Origin of the sequence: Bacillus sp. 179-C3.3 HS (assembly GCF_047229225.1) — a bacterium.
GTDB lineage: Bacteria > Bacillota > Bacilli > Bacillales > Bacillaceae > Bacillus.
Genome location: NZ_JBFEFT010000024.1, coordinates 43,512 through 57,245, shown reverse-complemented (window position 1 = coordinate 57,245; position 13,734 = coordinate 43,512). Strand labels below are relative to the sequence as shown.

Below are 13,734 nucleotides of genomic sequence, written 5' to 3'. Positions count from 1 at the left end.
GTTCCCATACCGAACACGGAAGTTAAGCTCTTCAGCGCCGATGGTAGTTGGGGGCTTCCCCCTGTGAGAGTAGGACGCCGCCAAGCTTTTCTTAAGATCAGTTCCGTTTGGAACTGGTCTTTTTTGTGTTTTGAAGAGGTTTGATCCGTGAGAAATGTGGAAATAATACTCTTAGTTGAGCGATTATCTTGAAAAATCGATCGAAAAAATTTATAGTAAGGTTAAAGTCAAATATAGTCAAAGTCAATGGAGGAGGAGGCGGAGTGGCAAAAAGTATTTCTGATATCATCGAGCAGTATTTGAAGGAAGTCTTGGATCAGAATGGTCGAGAAATATTGGAAATTAAACGCAATGAGATTGCAGATAAGTTTCAATGCGTACCTTCACAAATTAACTATGTAATTAATACACGTTTTACGAGCGAACGAGGTTATATCGTTGAAAGTAAGCGTGGCGGCGGTGGCTATATACGCATCATTAAAGTCAAAATGAATGATGAAGTTGATTTATTGAACAATATTATTTCCCAAATATATCATCGCTTATCACAGGCAGCATCTGATCACATTATTATGCGCCTTGTAGAAAATAATATTTTATCTGAAAGAGAAGCGAAAATGATGATTAGTGTCATGGACCGTTCTGTTTTGTATATTGATTTACCTGAACGAGATGAGTTACGTGCTCGTATGATGAAAGCGATGTTAAATGCTTTGAAATTAAAGTAAGGCGGGTGAAAAGATTGATTTGTCAAGAATGCAATGAGAGACCAGCCACTTTTCACTTTACAAAAGTTATAAATGGAGAAAAACAAGAAATGCATATTTGTGAACAATGTGCAAAAGAAAACAGTGATTCATATGCTATGAGTGGAAACCAAGGTTTCTCAATCCACAACTTATTGTCAGGCTTATTGAATATCGACCCTCATTTTACAGCAAGTAGTAACAAGGGTTCATCTATTTTTCAAGAAGCAAGAGAAGTGGATCAATGTCCAAAGTGTGGCTTAACTTTTCAACAGTTTAGAAAAACGGGGCGTTTCGGCTGTGCAGAGTGTTATCGCACGTTTGATCAATATCTAAATCCGGTGTTACGAAAAGTGCATAGTGGAAATACAGTCCATCATGGAAAGGTTCCTAAACGAATTGCCGGTAGCCTACATGTACGCCGGCAGCTTGAGTATATGCAGCAAGAATTGAAACAGCTGATTGAGCAGGAAGAGTTTGAAAAAGCAGCGGAAGTTCGCGATCAAATTCGTTCATTAGAGCTTGAGCAATCTCAGCAGAGGGAGGGAGAGTAACGACATGTCGCTCCAGCATTTTATTCAAGACGCATTAAGTCAATGGATGAAACAAAAAGGACCAGAAAGTGACATTGTTCTAAGCAGTCGTATTCGGCTAGCACGTAACCTAGAACATGTTCGTTTCCCAACTCAGTTTTCTCAAGAAGAGGCTGATGCTGTACTTCAGCAATTCGAGCAAAAATTTGCTAACCAAGAAGTTGAGGATATTGGAAATTTTGTGCTAATCAGAATGAATGAAACACAGCCTTTAGAGAAAAGGGTGCTTGTTGAAAAACATTTGATTAGTCCGAACTTAGCCGAATCGAGATTTGGCGGTTGCTTGCTTTCTGAAAATGAAGAGATCAGTGTCATGCTGAATGAAGAAGACCATATACGTATTCAATGCTTATTCCCAGGGTTCCAGCTTGCTAAAGCATTAAAAGCAGCAAATCAAGTTGATGATTGGATTGAGGAGCAGGTAGACTATGCGTTTTCTGAAAAGAGAGGATACTTAACAAGCTGTCCAACTAACGTAGGTACAGGGATTAGGGCTTCCGTTATGATGCACTTACCAGCATTGGCTCTCACAAGACAAATGAATCGTATTATTCCTGCAATCAATCAATTAGGTCTTGTGGTCAGAGGAATTTATGGTGAGGGTAGCGAAGCAATAGGAAATATCTTTCAGATTTCTAATCAAATGACCCTTGGTCAATCGGAAGAGGATATTGTGGATGATTTGAATAGTGTGGCAGCTCAGCTAATTGAGCAGGAGCGATCTGCACGAAAAGCACTTTATCAAACGTCTAAAATTGAACTTGAGGACAGAGTGTACCGATCTTTAGGGATTTTGGCTAATTGTCGGATGATTGAATCGAAGGAAACGGCAAAATGTTTGTCGGATGTACGTCTTGGTATTGATTTAGGGATCATTCAAGGACTTTCAAGTAATATACTGAATGAGCTCATGATTTTGACACAGCCTGGCTTCCTTCAACAATATTCAGGAGGAGCTTTGAAGCCAAATGAAAGAGATATAAAGCGAGCAGCAATTATTAGAGAAAGGCTGCGCTTAGAAATGCATAGGAATGGACAGGAGGATGAAACGATATGATGTTTGGAAGATTTACTGAAAGAGCTCAAAAGGTATTAGCACTTGCACAAGAGGAAGCCATTCGCCTAGGCCATAAAAATATTGGAACAGAGCACATTTTGCTTGGCCTTGTGCGTGAAGGTGAAGGTATCGCCGCAAAAGCATTAGAAGCACTGGGTCTTGTTTCAGATAAAATCCAAAAAGAAGTCGAGAGCTTGATTGGAAGAGGGCAAGAGGTATCTCAAGCTATTCCTCATTATACGCCTAGAGCGAAAAAGGTCACGGAGCTTTCCATGGATGAAGCGAGAAAGTTAGGTCATTCCTATGTCGGGACAGAACATATTCTTTTAGGTCTTATTCGTGAGGGTGAGGGTGTAGCGGCTCGTGTTTTAAATAACCTCGGAGTGAGCTTAAATAAAGCACGTCAGCAAGTATTACAGCTGCTTGGCAGCAATGAGACTGGTGCGTCTGCAACAGGATCTAATAGTAATGCAAACACGCCAACATTGGATAGTTTGGCGAGAGACCTGACGGCTATTGCGAAAGAGGATAGTCTAGACCCTGTGATCGGCCGAAGTAAAGAAATTCAACGTGTGATTGAGGTACTTAGCCGAAGAACAAAAAATAACCCTGTGCTGATTGGTGAACCAGGTGTAGGGAAAACAGCGATTGCAGAAGGGCTAGCACAACAAATCATCCACAATGAAGTGCCTGAAATTTTGCGTGATAAACGCGTGATGACCCTTGATATGGGAACGGTTGTCGCGGGTACGAAATACCGCGGTGAATTCGAGGATCGTTTGAAAAAGGTCATGGACGAAATTCGTCAGGCTGGAAATATCATTCTTTTCATTGATGAACTTCATACGCTCATTGGTGCAGGTGGAGCAGAAGGGGCAATTGATGCTTCCAATATTTTAAAACCATCTTTAGCTCGTGGTGAGCTTCAATGTATAGGAGCTACAACAATAGATGAGTACCGTAAGTACATTGAGAAAGATGCTGCACTTGAACGCCGTTTCCAACCAATTCAAGTCGATCAGCCATCCGTCGATGAAAGCATCCAAATTTTAAGAGGGCTTAGAGATCGCTATGAAGCACATCACCGTGTATCTATTACGGATGAAGCGATTGAGGCTGCGGTAAAGTTATCTGATCGTTATATTTCCGATCGTTTCCTTCCAGACAAGGCGATTGATTTGATTGATGAAGCAGGTTCGAAGGTACGTCTACGTTCTTTCACGACACCACCTAACTTAAAAGAATTAGAGCAAAAGCTAGATGAAGTACGCAAGGAAAAGGATGCAGCTGTTCAAAGCCAAGAATTTGAAAAAGCCGCTTCACTTCGTGATACAGAGCAGCGTTTACGTGAAAAAGTAGAAGTGACAAAGAAGACGTGGAAAGAAAAGCAAGGCCAAGAGAATTCAGAGGTATCAGTCGATGATATTGCGATGGTTGTCTCTAGCTGGACGGGAGTACCTGTTGCAAAAATTGCACAAACAGAAACAGATAAGCTTCTGAATATGGAACAATTACTCCATAATCGAGTGATTGGACAGGATGAAGCGGTTGTGGCTGTAGCAAAGGCAGTGAGACGTGCTCGTGCTGGCTTAAAAGACCCGAAACGTCCGATTGGATCCTTTATCTTCTTAGGGCCAACTGGGGTTGGTAAGACCGAGCTTGCAAGAGCCTTAGCGGAGTCTATTTTCGGTGATGAAGAAGCGATGATTCGTATTGATATGTCTGAATACATGGAGAAACATTCTACTTCAAGACTTGTTGGATCACCTCCAGGCTATGTTGGCTATGATGAGGGAGGCCAATTGACCGAAAAAGTCAGAAGAAAGCCATATTCTGTTGTACTTTTAGATGAGATTGAAAAAGCGCATCCAGATGTGTTTAATATCTTACTTCAAGTGCTAGAGGATGGACGCCTCACTGATTCTAAAGGACGTACTGTAGACTTTAGAAATACGATCTTGATTATGACGTCAAACGTTGGAGCTAGTGAGCTGAAGCGCAATAAATATGTTGGCTTTAACGTACAGGATGAAAGTCAAAATTATAAAGATATGAAAGGCAAAGTGATGGGCGAGTTGAAGCGTGCGTTTAGACCAGAATTCATCAACCGTATTGATGAAATCATTGTCTTCCACTCACTTGAAAAGAAACATCTAAAAGAGATTGTTTCCCTTATGTCCGATCAATTAACTAAACGATTAAAAGAGCAGGATCTTTCAATTGAGCTGACAGAGGCAGCAAAAGCGAAGATTGCTGATGAAGGCGTAGACCTTGAGTATGGTGCTCGTCCGTTAAGAAGAGCGATTCAGAAGCACGTTGAGGATCGACTTTCTGAGGAATTGCTGAAGGGCAATATTCAAAAGGGTCAACAGATCGTATTAGATGTGGAAAATGGAGAAATTGTCGTAAAAGCAACGGCTGCTACGAACTAATATAGTAGAACAAGTGTGAGGCATACTGTTTAGCTGTATGCCTCCCTTTACTTATTTTTTGACCAACATAAGGAGTTGTATTCTTCAATCTATGGCAAAGACAAAATCAAAATTTATATGCCAGTCGTGCGGTTATGAATCCGCCAAATGGATGGGGAAATGTCCCGGCTGCGGCACGTGGAACAGTATGACAGAAGAAGTCGTTCGTAAAGAGCCAGCAAATCGTCGAAGTGCTTTTAATCATTCTGTTCAAACCGTTCAAAAACCTTCACCCATTTCTGCAATTGAAACATCAGAAGAACCCCGAATAAAAACGAACTTAGAAGAATTTAACCGAGTATTAGGAAGTGGCATTGTCAAAGGCTCTCTCGTTCTCATTGGTGGAGACCCCGGGATTGGGAAGTCTACGTTATTGTTACAAGTATCGGCTCAGCTCTCAGATCAAAATCAGAATGTGTTATACATATCTGGTGAGGAGTCTATTAAACAAACGAAGCTAAGAGCAGATCGTCTTGGAATTGAAAGCGCCTCATTACATGTTTTGGCTGAAACCGATATGGAGTTTATAACGTCTGCTATACAAGAGATGAAACCTGCTTTTGTTGTGGTGGATTCGATTCAAACCGTCTATCAAAGTGATATTACTTCAGCTCCGGGATCAGTTTCTCAGGTGAGAGAGTGTACAGCACAGTTGATGAAGATTGCGAAGACCAATGGTATTCCTATATTTATTGTCGGCCACGTGACAAAGGAAGGCTCGATTGCAGGTCCACGCTTGTTAGAGCATATGGTTGACACAGTTCTTTATTTTGAAGGTGAGCGTCATCATACTTTTCGTATCCTTAGAGCAGTAAAAAACCGATTTGGTTCAACGAATGAATTAGGCATTTTTGAAATGAAAGAGGAAGGGCTATCAGAAGTATTAAACCCTTCAGAAATTTTCTTAGAAGAGCGGTCAGCGGGTATATCTGGCTCGTGTGTTGTTGCCTCAATGGAAGGTACAAGACCGGTTCTTGTGGAGATACAAGCTTTAATTTCGCCGACAAGCTTTGGAAATCCGCGGAGAATGGCAACAGGTCTTGATCATAATCGTGTGTCATTGCTCATGGCCGTTTTAGAGAAACGTGTTGGATTGCTGCTCCAAAACCAAGACGCGTATTTAAAAGTCGCAGGTGGGGTGAAGCTTGACGAGCCAGCGATTGACTTGGCGATTGCCGTCAGTATTGCCTCAAGCTTTAAGGATGCAGCCCCGCATCAAGCAGATTGCTTTATAGGGGAAGTCGGTCTGACTGGAGAAGTCAGAAGAGTATCAAGAATTGAACAGCGTGTGCAGGAAGCAGCGAAACTAGGATTTAAGCGAATGTTTATTCCTCAGGCGAATATAGACGGTTGGAAAAAGCCTAGAGGGATTGAGTTAGTCGGTGTAGAAAATGTAGCGGAGGCACTTCGTATTTCACTAGGGGGATCATAGAAATGGAAAAAGAGAAAAAAGGAGCCAAAGAAGGCGATCTCTTAGATATCGTTCAGTTTGTGGCACCAGGGACACCGCTGCGAGCTGGGATTGAAAATGTCCTGAGGGCCAATACCGGAGGGCTCATTGTTGTCGGCTATAACGATAAGGTGAAAGGACTGGTAGATGGAGGTTTTCACATTAACTCTGCCTTCTCCCCAGCACACTTATATGAATTAGCTAAAATGGATGGAGCCATTATATTAAGCGACTCTGGTCAAAAAATCTTGTATGCGAATACCCAATTGATGCCAGATGCAACGATTCATTCGTCAGAAACAGGTATGAGACACCGCACGGCTGAACGTGTAGCCAAGCAAACAGGCTGTTTAATCATTGCCATTTCTGAGCGGAGAAACGTCATTACCCTTTATCAAGACAATCGCCGTTATACGTTGAAGGATATCGGGTTTATTTTAACAAAAGCCAATCAGGCCATTCAAACTCTTGAAAAATATAAAACCATTTTAGATCATGCCATATCCACGTTAAGCGCCCTCGAATTCGAAGAGCTTGTGACATTCAGTGATGTGCTTTCCGTTCTGCATCGATACGAAATGGTACTCAGAATCAAAAATGAAATCAATATGTATATCAAAGAACTTGGAACAGAGGGACACTTGATTCGTCTTCAAGTCAATGAGCTGATTACGGATATGGAACAAGAAGCTGCGTTATTTATTAAAGATTACGCAAAAGAAAAGGTCAAAGATCCATATGTGTTGCTCAAACAACTTCAGGATATGTCTAGTTTTGAATTGTTAGATGATTCGATTTTGTACAAGTTGCTTGGGTATCCAGCTTCTACAAATATTGACGAATATGTGTACACAAGAGGCTACAGATTACTTCATAAAATCCCTAGACTACCAATGCCAATCGTGGAAAATGTCGTGGAAGCATTCGGTGTATTAGATCGAATTATGGAAGCGGATGTACAAGAATTGGATGAAGTAGAAGGAATTGGAGAAGTAAGAGCGAAAAAGATAAAAAAAGGATTAAAAAGATTACAGGAAAAACATTATATCGATCGTCAGCTATAAAATAAAAAAAGAGATTTTTTTAAAGGTGATGCGATTAAAAATGGATGAATATGGGTATATTAATGATGCTTTTTGTTTTCCGTTTATCATGATGGGAGACTTAAACATATATCAATGTCAGATGAAGGTGGATTGACAGATGAAAACTAAAGGAGGTGAAGGTATGTTAAAAAGAATCGTTCAGGCGTTTTTTATCATTTTAGGGGCAGTTGTGGGGATTTTTATCATTCCAGAATTATTTCTAGTGTTAAATGTAAAGGACATACCTTTCATAACAAATGCTTACTCTTCAGCACTAATAGGAGCCGCGGTGTTTTTCGTTGTAGGCCAATGGTGCACAGGCTATGTTGTTAATTGGGTGAAATGGATCGAGGATTCTCTTTTAAAGGCGCCTCTTCCTGATCTTATATCTGGAAGTTTCGGTTTAGTATTTGGACTTATTCTAGCATATCTTGTTGTAAATGTGATCCCAATAAACAATATCCCATATCATATTTTTGGTACCATTATTCCGATTTTCCTGGCTTTCTTTTTAGGATACCTTGGATTCCAGGTAGGATTTAAGAAGAAGGATGAAATGATGGGGCTGTTCTCTAGATCTACAAAGGTCAGTAAGAAAAAAGGAACAGCTGATGAGGAACTTGAAATCGAAGATAAAAAGCTGAAAATTTTAGATACTAGTGTTATCATTGATGGGAGAATCGCAGATATTTGTCAAACTGGATTCTTAGAAGGCATTATGGTGATTCCTCAATTTGTGTTAGAAGAATTACAGCATATTGCAGATTCCTCTGATGTATTAAAGAGAAATAGAGGACGAAGAGGTCTTGATATTTTAAATCGAATTCAAAAAGAATTAGATATTAAAGTTGAAATTTACGAAGGTGACTTTGAAGACATTCAAGAGGTTGATAGCAAGCTAGTCAAACTCGCTAAATTAACTTCTGGTGTTGTTGTCACAAATGATTTTAATTTAAATAAAGTATGCGAACTTCAAAAAGTAGCAGTGTTAAACATCAATGATCTAGCCAATGCGGTCAAACCGGTTGTGTTGCCTGGGGAAGAAATGAAGGTACAGGTCATTAAAGATGGGAAAGAGCATAACCAAGGTGTTGCCTACTTAGATGACGGTACGATGATTGTGGTCGAAGAAGGACGCAATTACATTGGTAAGGATATTGATGTGCTTGTCACAAGTGTGCTGCAGACTGCTGCTGGAAGAATGATTTTTGCGAAGCCAAAACTTCTGGAGAAGGCGCTCTAAAGGGAGAACGAACATGTATTATGAAGTAGTCATTCCGGCTGCGGGGCAGGGGAAACGAATGAAGGCCGGCCGCAATAAGCTTTTTATTGAACTGAAAAGACTGCCGGTCATTATTCATACACTGAAGGTATTTGACGCCCATTCACTTTGCAAACGCATGATCCTAGCAATTAATGAAGAGGAACGTCATGACTTTGAAAGGCTACTAAAGGTACACGCTTTTCAAACGCCTGTTTCACTTGTCACTGGCGGTGAAGAACGACAGCAAAGTGTTTATGAAGGATTGAAGGCTGTAAAGGATGCAGATATCGTGCTTGTTCATGATGGGGCAAGGCCTTTTATTAAGCATACACAAATCGATTTGCTCGTTAAGGCAGCGATTGAAAAAGGCTCCGCAGTCGTAGCGGTACCAGTGAAGGACACAATCAAACGCGTTCAAGAAGGTAAAGTAGAACAGACCATTGAACGTCAAAGCTTGTGGGCAGTCCAGACCCCACAAGCTTTTCGTCATTCTATTTTAAAAGAGGCGCATGAACATGCGGAGCGGACAGGTTTCCTTGGCACAGATGATGCGAGTCTTGTTGAACAGCTACAAGGTGAGAGTGTCTACATTGTCCAAGGGGACTATACGAATATTAAGCTAACAACACCGGATGATTTGTTGGTTGCAAAAGCAATTATGGATGCGGAAAGAGGGTACTAGATCATGTTTAGAATAGGACAAGGCTTTGATGTACATCAGTTAACAGAGGGAAGACCTCTCATTATCGGCGGGGTGACCATTCCCTTTGAAAAAGGATTGCTTGGTCATTCAGATGCTGACGTATTGCTTCATACAGTGGCAGATGCATGTCTAGGTGCGATTGGAGAAGGCGATATCGGCAGACACTTCCCAGACACTGATCCTGAGTTTAAAGATGCAGATTCTTTTCAATTGCTTCAGCATGTCTGGACACTTGTAAAAGAAAAAGGCTATTCACTCGTGAACATTGATTGCACCATCATGGCTCAAAAGCCAAAGATGGCTCCATATATTGAGCCGATGTGCATCAAGATTGCTGAAGCACTTGAGGCGGATGTAACACAGGTGAATGTCAAAGCTACAACAACGGAGAAACTTGGTTTTACAGGAAGAGGAGAAGGAATTGCTTCACAAGCCACAGTGCTTCTTCAGAAAAAGTAAAATCCGTTTTGATGAGAACGGCGTTTGATGATAAAATACGGTTATAAAAAATGGTGTCAGACAACATGATGCAGATGAAAGGAAGTTAAACTCATGGGAAATGAAGTGCGTGTTCGTTATGCACCGAGTCCAACTGGTCATTTACATATCGGGAATGCTAGAACGGCTCTTTTCAACTATTTGTTCGCACGTAGCCAAGGCGGTAAATTTATTATTCGAATTGAGGATACGGACCAAAAGCGTAATGTAGAAGGCGGAGAAGAAAGTCAGCTTCGTCATTTAAAATGGCTCGGCATCGAATGGGATGAGAGCGTTGATAAAGATGGCGGGTACGGGCCTTACAGACAATCAGAACGTAATGATATTTATAAAAAGTACTATGACGAGCTATTAGAAAAAGACTTGGCATATAAATGCTATTGTACGTCTGAAGAATTGGAAGAAGAGCGTGAAGCACAAATCGCTCGCAGTGAGATGCCTCGATACTCTGGGAAGTGCAGTCATTTATCGAAAGAAGAAGAGGACAAACTCATTGCTGAAGGAAGAGAGCCAAGTATTCGCTTCCGTGTGCCAAAGGGAGAATTGATCAAATTTGACGACATGGTCAAAGGAGAGATTTCTTTTGAAACTGATGGCATCGGTGACTTTGTCATCGTGAAGAAAGATGGTACACCGACATATAACTTTGCTGTAGCCATTGATGATTATTTAATGAAAATGACACATATTCTCCGTGGAGAGGATCATATTTCGAATACACCGAAACAAATCATGGTATTCAATGCATTTGGCTGGGAAGTACCATTGTTCGGACATATGACCTTGATTGTGAACGAGAATCGTAAAAAGTTAAGCAAACGTGATGAATCCATTATTCAATTCATCGAGCAATATAAGAACTTGGGTTATTTACCAGAAGCACTCTTTAACTTCATTGCACTGCTTGGATGGTCTCCAGTTGGCGAAGAAGAACTGTTTACAAAAGAGCAATTCATTGATATTTTCGATGTGAATCGACTATCTAAGTCACCAGCTCTATTTGATATGCATAAACTAAAATGGGTGAACAACCAATACGTGAAAGGACTTGATCTCGATCAGGTCGTTGCATTAACACTTCCGCATCTTCAAAAGGCAGGCAAGGTAAGCGAGCAGCTGACAGCAGAGGAAAGCGAATGGGTTCGCAAACTTATTTCTCTATATCATGAGCAGCTGAGCTACGGAGCAGAAATTGTGGAGTTAACAGAGTTGTTCTTTCAGGAGCAAATTGAGTATAATCAAGAGGCAAGGGATGTGCTAGCAGAAGAGCAAGTACCAGAAGTCATGGCTTCGTTCGCAGCACAGCTTGAACAGCTTGAGTCTTTCACACCAGATGAAATCAAAGCTGCTATTAAAGCGGTACAAAAAGAAACAGGGCATAAAGGCAAGAAACTATTCATGCCGATCCGTGTAGCTGTCACAGGACAGACGCATGGCCCAGAACTTCCGCAAAGTATTGAACTTTTAGGCAAAGAAACGGTACTAAACCGCATTAAACAAATATAAGGAAAATCGTTGCGAGGGAGAAGTACAGTGTTTACGTCCATCACAGAAAGAGTCTTCACCGGCTGAAAGAGACTTATGGACAGACATTGGAAATGCACCCTCAAGACCCTTGAGGAACACGTACGTTAGTATGCAAGGGCGGTACCCACCGTTACGGGATGAAGTTGAGAAAACTTGTAGGATGTAGAGTTTTCTAAACAGAGTGGAACCGCGTTTTCAAAACGTCTCTGTCATTTGGCAGGGGCGTTTTTTTATTTGTCCAAAAAAGAAGTCTTTAGAGAGAATGATTGGGAAGAACGGGGGGAGCATGTGTTTTTCAAAATGCTGAAAGAAGATATTGATACTGTGTTTGATCAAGATCCTGCTGCAAGAAGCTACATTGAAGTAGTGTTAACTTATTCAGGGCTTCATGCGATTTGGGCTCATCGTATCGCGCACGCATTTTATAAGCGTAAGTTATATTTCATTGCGCGGATCATTTCTCAGGTCAGCCGGTTTTTCACAGGGGTTGAAATTCATCCAGCGGCGACAATCGGCAGACGCTTCTTCATTGATCATGGCATGGGGGTCGTGATCGGAGAAACATGTGAAATTGGAGACAACGTCACCGTCTTCCAAGGCGTGACTTTAGGGGGAACAGGGAAAGAGAAGGGAAAGCGGCATCCAACCATTTTAGATGACGCCCTCATTGCCACTGGTGCAAAGGTGCTCGGTTCCATTACTGTTGGTAAAGGATCCAAGGTGGGAGCAGGATCAGTTGTATTAAAAGATGTACCAGACCATTCAACGGTTGTAGGTATACCTGGGCGAGTGGTCGTTCAAAATGGGAAGAAAATCAATCGTGATCTCAATCATCAAGATTTGCCAGATCCAGTTTCCGATCGTTTCAAAGAATTGGAGCGAGAAATGGAAAAGCTAAAACGTGAGCTGGCTTCATTGAGCAGAAAGGAAGAACAATCATGACAATTCATATTTATAATACACTGACACGTAAGAAGGAAGAGTTTGTTCCGCTTGAACCAGGAAAGGTCAAAATGTATGTGTGCGGACCAACCGTATACAACTATATTCATATTGGGAATGCAAGGCCTGCCATTGTCTATGACACAGTACGTAAGTATTTAGAGTATAGAGGCTATGATGTAAACTTTGTATCCAATTTTACAGATGTTGACGACAAACTGATTAAAGCAGCCAAGGAATTAGGGCAGGATGTCCCAACCATTGCTGATCGATTTATCCAAGCCTATTTTGAAGACGTAAGTGCGTTAGGTTGCAAAAAGGCAGACCTCCATCCACGCGTAACAGAAAATATGGATGAAATCATCGCATTTATTGCGGAGTTGATTGATAAAGGCTATGCGTATGAAGCTGACGGTGACGTCTATTACAGCACACGGTCGTTTAATGGCTATGGAAAGCTTTCTCACCAATCGATTGATGAGCTAAAAACAGGTGCCCGCATTCGTGTAGGTGAGAAGAAAAAAGATGCCCTTGATTTTGCTTTATGGAAGGCTGCGAAGGATCAGGAGATCTCATGGGATAGCCCGTGGGGCAAAGGGCGTCCAGGCTGGCACATTGAGTGCTCGGCTATGGTCAAAAAATATTTAGGTGATACGATCGACATTCATGCTGGCGGACAGGACTTAACATTCCCTCACCATGAGAATGAAATCGCCCAATCAGAGGCATTGACAGGAAAGCCTTTTGCGAAGTATTGGATGCATAATGGATACATTAATATTGAAAATGAAAAAATGTCAAAATCACTAGGCAACTTTGTATTGGTGCATGACATTATTAAAGAACAAGACCCAGATGTGCTTCGCTTCTTTATGCTGTCCGTTCACTATCGCCATCCGATTAATTACTCAATTGATTTATTGGATAGTACAAAGAGCGCGTTTAACAGACTGAAAACATCTTATGCTAATCTACATCACCGCCTAGAGAGCAGCACCAATCTAACAGAGGATAACGGCGAATGGCTGACAAAGATCGAGGAACAGCGCGCGACATTTATTTCTGAGATGAATGATGATTTCAATACAGCAAACGCGATTTCTGTTTTATTTGAACTAGCGAAACAGGCGAATTACTATATGGAGAATGATCATACATCAGAAGAAGTCATTCATGCGTTTATTGGCTTGTTCCAAGAAATGACGTCCGTGCTCGGCTTCTCACTAGAAGAAAAGCACACGCTTGATGAAGAGGTTGAAGCATTGATTGAGAAGAGAAATGAAGCTAGAAGAAATCGTGACTTTGCGCTATCTGACCAAATTCGTGACCAGTTAAAGAGCATGAATATTGTATTAGAGGATACTCCTCAAGGTACTCGTTGGAAAAGAGGAGAATAAC

Annotated in this window: 12 protein-coding genes, 1 rRNA gene and 1 other annotated feature; all 13 genes read left to right on the top strand. The window is 41.3% G+C overall.

The genetic code is table 11. From position 1 onward, the window contains the following. Window positions 1-86 (top strand): 5S ribosomal RNA (gene rrf, locus AB1K80_RS14245); the annotation flags it as partial. A 177-nt stretch (window positions 87-263) separates the two neighbouring features. Continuing rightward, window positions 264-728, top strand: coding sequence for a CtsR family transcriptional regulator (locus tag AB1K80_RS14240; RefSeq protein WP_412857371.1), 465 nt, complete (start codon window positions 264-266; stop codon window positions 726-728). A gap of 14 nt (window positions 729-742) precedes the next feature. Beyond that, window positions 743-1,300 carry a UvrB/UvrC motif-containing protein gene (locus AB1K80_RS14235; RefSeq protein ID WP_412857369.1) on the top strand — a complete coding sequence of 186 codons (558 nt, stop codon included), beginning with the start codon at window positions 743-745 and terminating at the stop codon, window positions 1,298-1,300. 4 nt (window positions 1,301-1,304) lie between these two features. After that, window positions 1,305-2,396 carry a protein arginine kinase gene (locus AB1K80_RS14230; RefSeq protein ID WP_412857368.1) on the top strand — a complete coding sequence of 364 codons (1,092 nt, stop codon included), beginning with the start codon at window positions 1,305-1,307 and terminating at the stop codon, window positions 2,394-2,396. Beyond that, window positions 2,393-4,828 (top strand): ATP-dependent protease ATP-binding subunit ClpC, encoded by a 2,436-nt coding sequence (clpC, locus tag AB1K80_RS14225; protein ID WP_412857366.1) that lies wholly within the window; start codon window positions 2,393-2,395, stop codon window positions 4,826-4,828. Before AB1K80_RS14230 ends, clpC begins: the two co-directional genes overlap by 4 nt. A 91-nt stretch (window positions 4,829-4,919) precedes the next feature. After that, window positions 4,920-6,299, top strand: coding sequence for a DNA repair protein RadA (gene radA / locus AB1K80_RS14220; RefSeq protein WP_412857364.1), 1,380 nt, complete (start codon window positions 4,920-4,922; stop codon window positions 6,297-6,299). A 2-nt stretch (window positions 6,300-6,301) separates the two neighbouring features. After that, window positions 6,302-7,381 carry a DNA integrity scanning diadenylate cyclase DisA gene (disA, locus tag AB1K80_RS14215; RefSeq protein WP_412857362.1) on the top strand — a complete coding sequence of 360 codons (1,080 nt, stop codon included), beginning with the start codon at window positions 6,302-6,304 and terminating at the stop codon, window positions 7,379-7,381. A 163-nt stretch (window positions 7,382-7,544) separates the two neighbouring features. Next, window positions 7,545-8,645, top strand: a complete 1,101-nt coding sequence (locus tag AB1K80_RS14210) for a PIN/TRAM domain-containing protein (RefSeq protein ID WP_412857360.1) — start codon at window positions 7,545-7,547, stop codon at window positions 8,643-8,645. 13 nt (window positions 8,646-8,658) lie between these two features. Beyond that, entirely contained in the window at window positions 8,659-9,348 is a 690-nt protein-coding gene (gene ispD / locus AB1K80_RS14205; protein WP_412857358.1) for a 2-C-methyl-D-erythritol 4-phosphate cytidylyltransferase, read from the top strand. Window positions 9,349-9,351: 3 nt separating this feature from the next. Then, window positions 9,352-9,828, top strand: coding sequence for a 2-C-methyl-D-erythritol 2,4-cyclodiphosphate synthase (gene ispF, locus AB1K80_RS14200; protein WP_412857356.1), 477 nt, complete (start codon window positions 9,352-9,354; stop codon window positions 9,826-9,828). A 93-nt stretch (window positions 9,829-9,921) separates the two neighbouring features. Continuing rightward, window positions 9,922-11,373, top strand: a complete 1,452-nt coding sequence (gene gltX / locus AB1K80_RS14195) for a glutamate--tRNA ligase (RefSeq protein WP_412857354.1) — start codon at window positions 9,922-9,924, stop codon at window positions 11,371-11,373. Further along, window positions 11,374-11,605 (top strand) — a binding site (T-box leader). It abuts the gene before it with no gap. Window positions 11,606-11,682: 77 nt separating this feature from the next. After that, on the top strand, window positions 11,683-12,336 hold the full coding sequence (cysE, locus tag AB1K80_RS14190; protein ID WP_412857373.1) for a serine O-acetyltransferase: 654 nt from the start codon (window positions 11,683-11,685) through the stop codon (window positions 12,334-12,336). After that, window positions 12,333-13,733: a cysteine--tRNA ligase gene (cysS, locus tag AB1K80_RS14185; RefSeq protein ID WP_412857353.1), complete on the top strand. Its 1,401-nt coding sequence runs from the start codon at window positions 12,333-12,335 to the stop codon at window positions 13,731-13,733. Before cysE ends, cysS begins: the two co-directional genes overlap by 4 nt. Window position 13,734: the final 1 nt, after the last annotated feature.

What these genes read in the sequence shown, in the direction of transcription:
- AB1K80_RS14230 (WP_412857368.1), top strand. Translation starts at nt 1,305, where the DNA reads ATGTCGCTCCAGCATTTTATTCAAGACGCATTAAGTCAATGGATGAAA.
- clpC (WP_412857366.1), top strand. Translation starts at nt 2,393, where the DNA reads ATGATGTTTGGAAGATTTACTGAAAGAGCTCAAAAGGTATTAGCACTT.
- radA (WP_412857364.1), top strand. Translation starts at nt 4,920, where the DNA reads ATGGCAAAGACAAAATCAAAATTTATATGCCAGTCGTGCGGTTATGAA.
- disA (WP_412857362.1), top strand. Translation starts at nt 6,302, where the DNA reads ATGGAAAAAGAGAAAAAAGGAGCCAAAGAAGGCGATCTCTTAGATATC.
- AB1K80_RS14210 (WP_412857360.1), top strand. Translation starts at nt 7,545, where the DNA reads ATGTTAAAAAGAATCGTTCAGGCGTTTTTTATCATTTTAGGGGCAGTT.
- ispD (WP_412857358.1), top strand. Translation starts at nt 8,659, where the DNA reads ATGTATTATGAAGTAGTCATTCCGGCTGCGGGGCAGGGGAAACGAATG.
- ispF (WP_412857356.1), top strand. Translation starts at nt 9,352, where the DNA reads ATGTTTAGAATAGGACAAGGCTTTGATGTACATCAGTTAACAGAGGGA.
- gltX (WP_412857354.1), top strand. Translation starts at nt 9,922, where the DNA reads ATGGGAAATGAAGTGCGTGTTCGTTATGCACCGAGTCCAACTGGTCAT.
- cysS (WP_412857353.1), top strand. Translation starts at nt 12,333, where the DNA reads ATGACAATTCATATTTATAATACACTGACACGTAAGAAGGAAGAGTTT.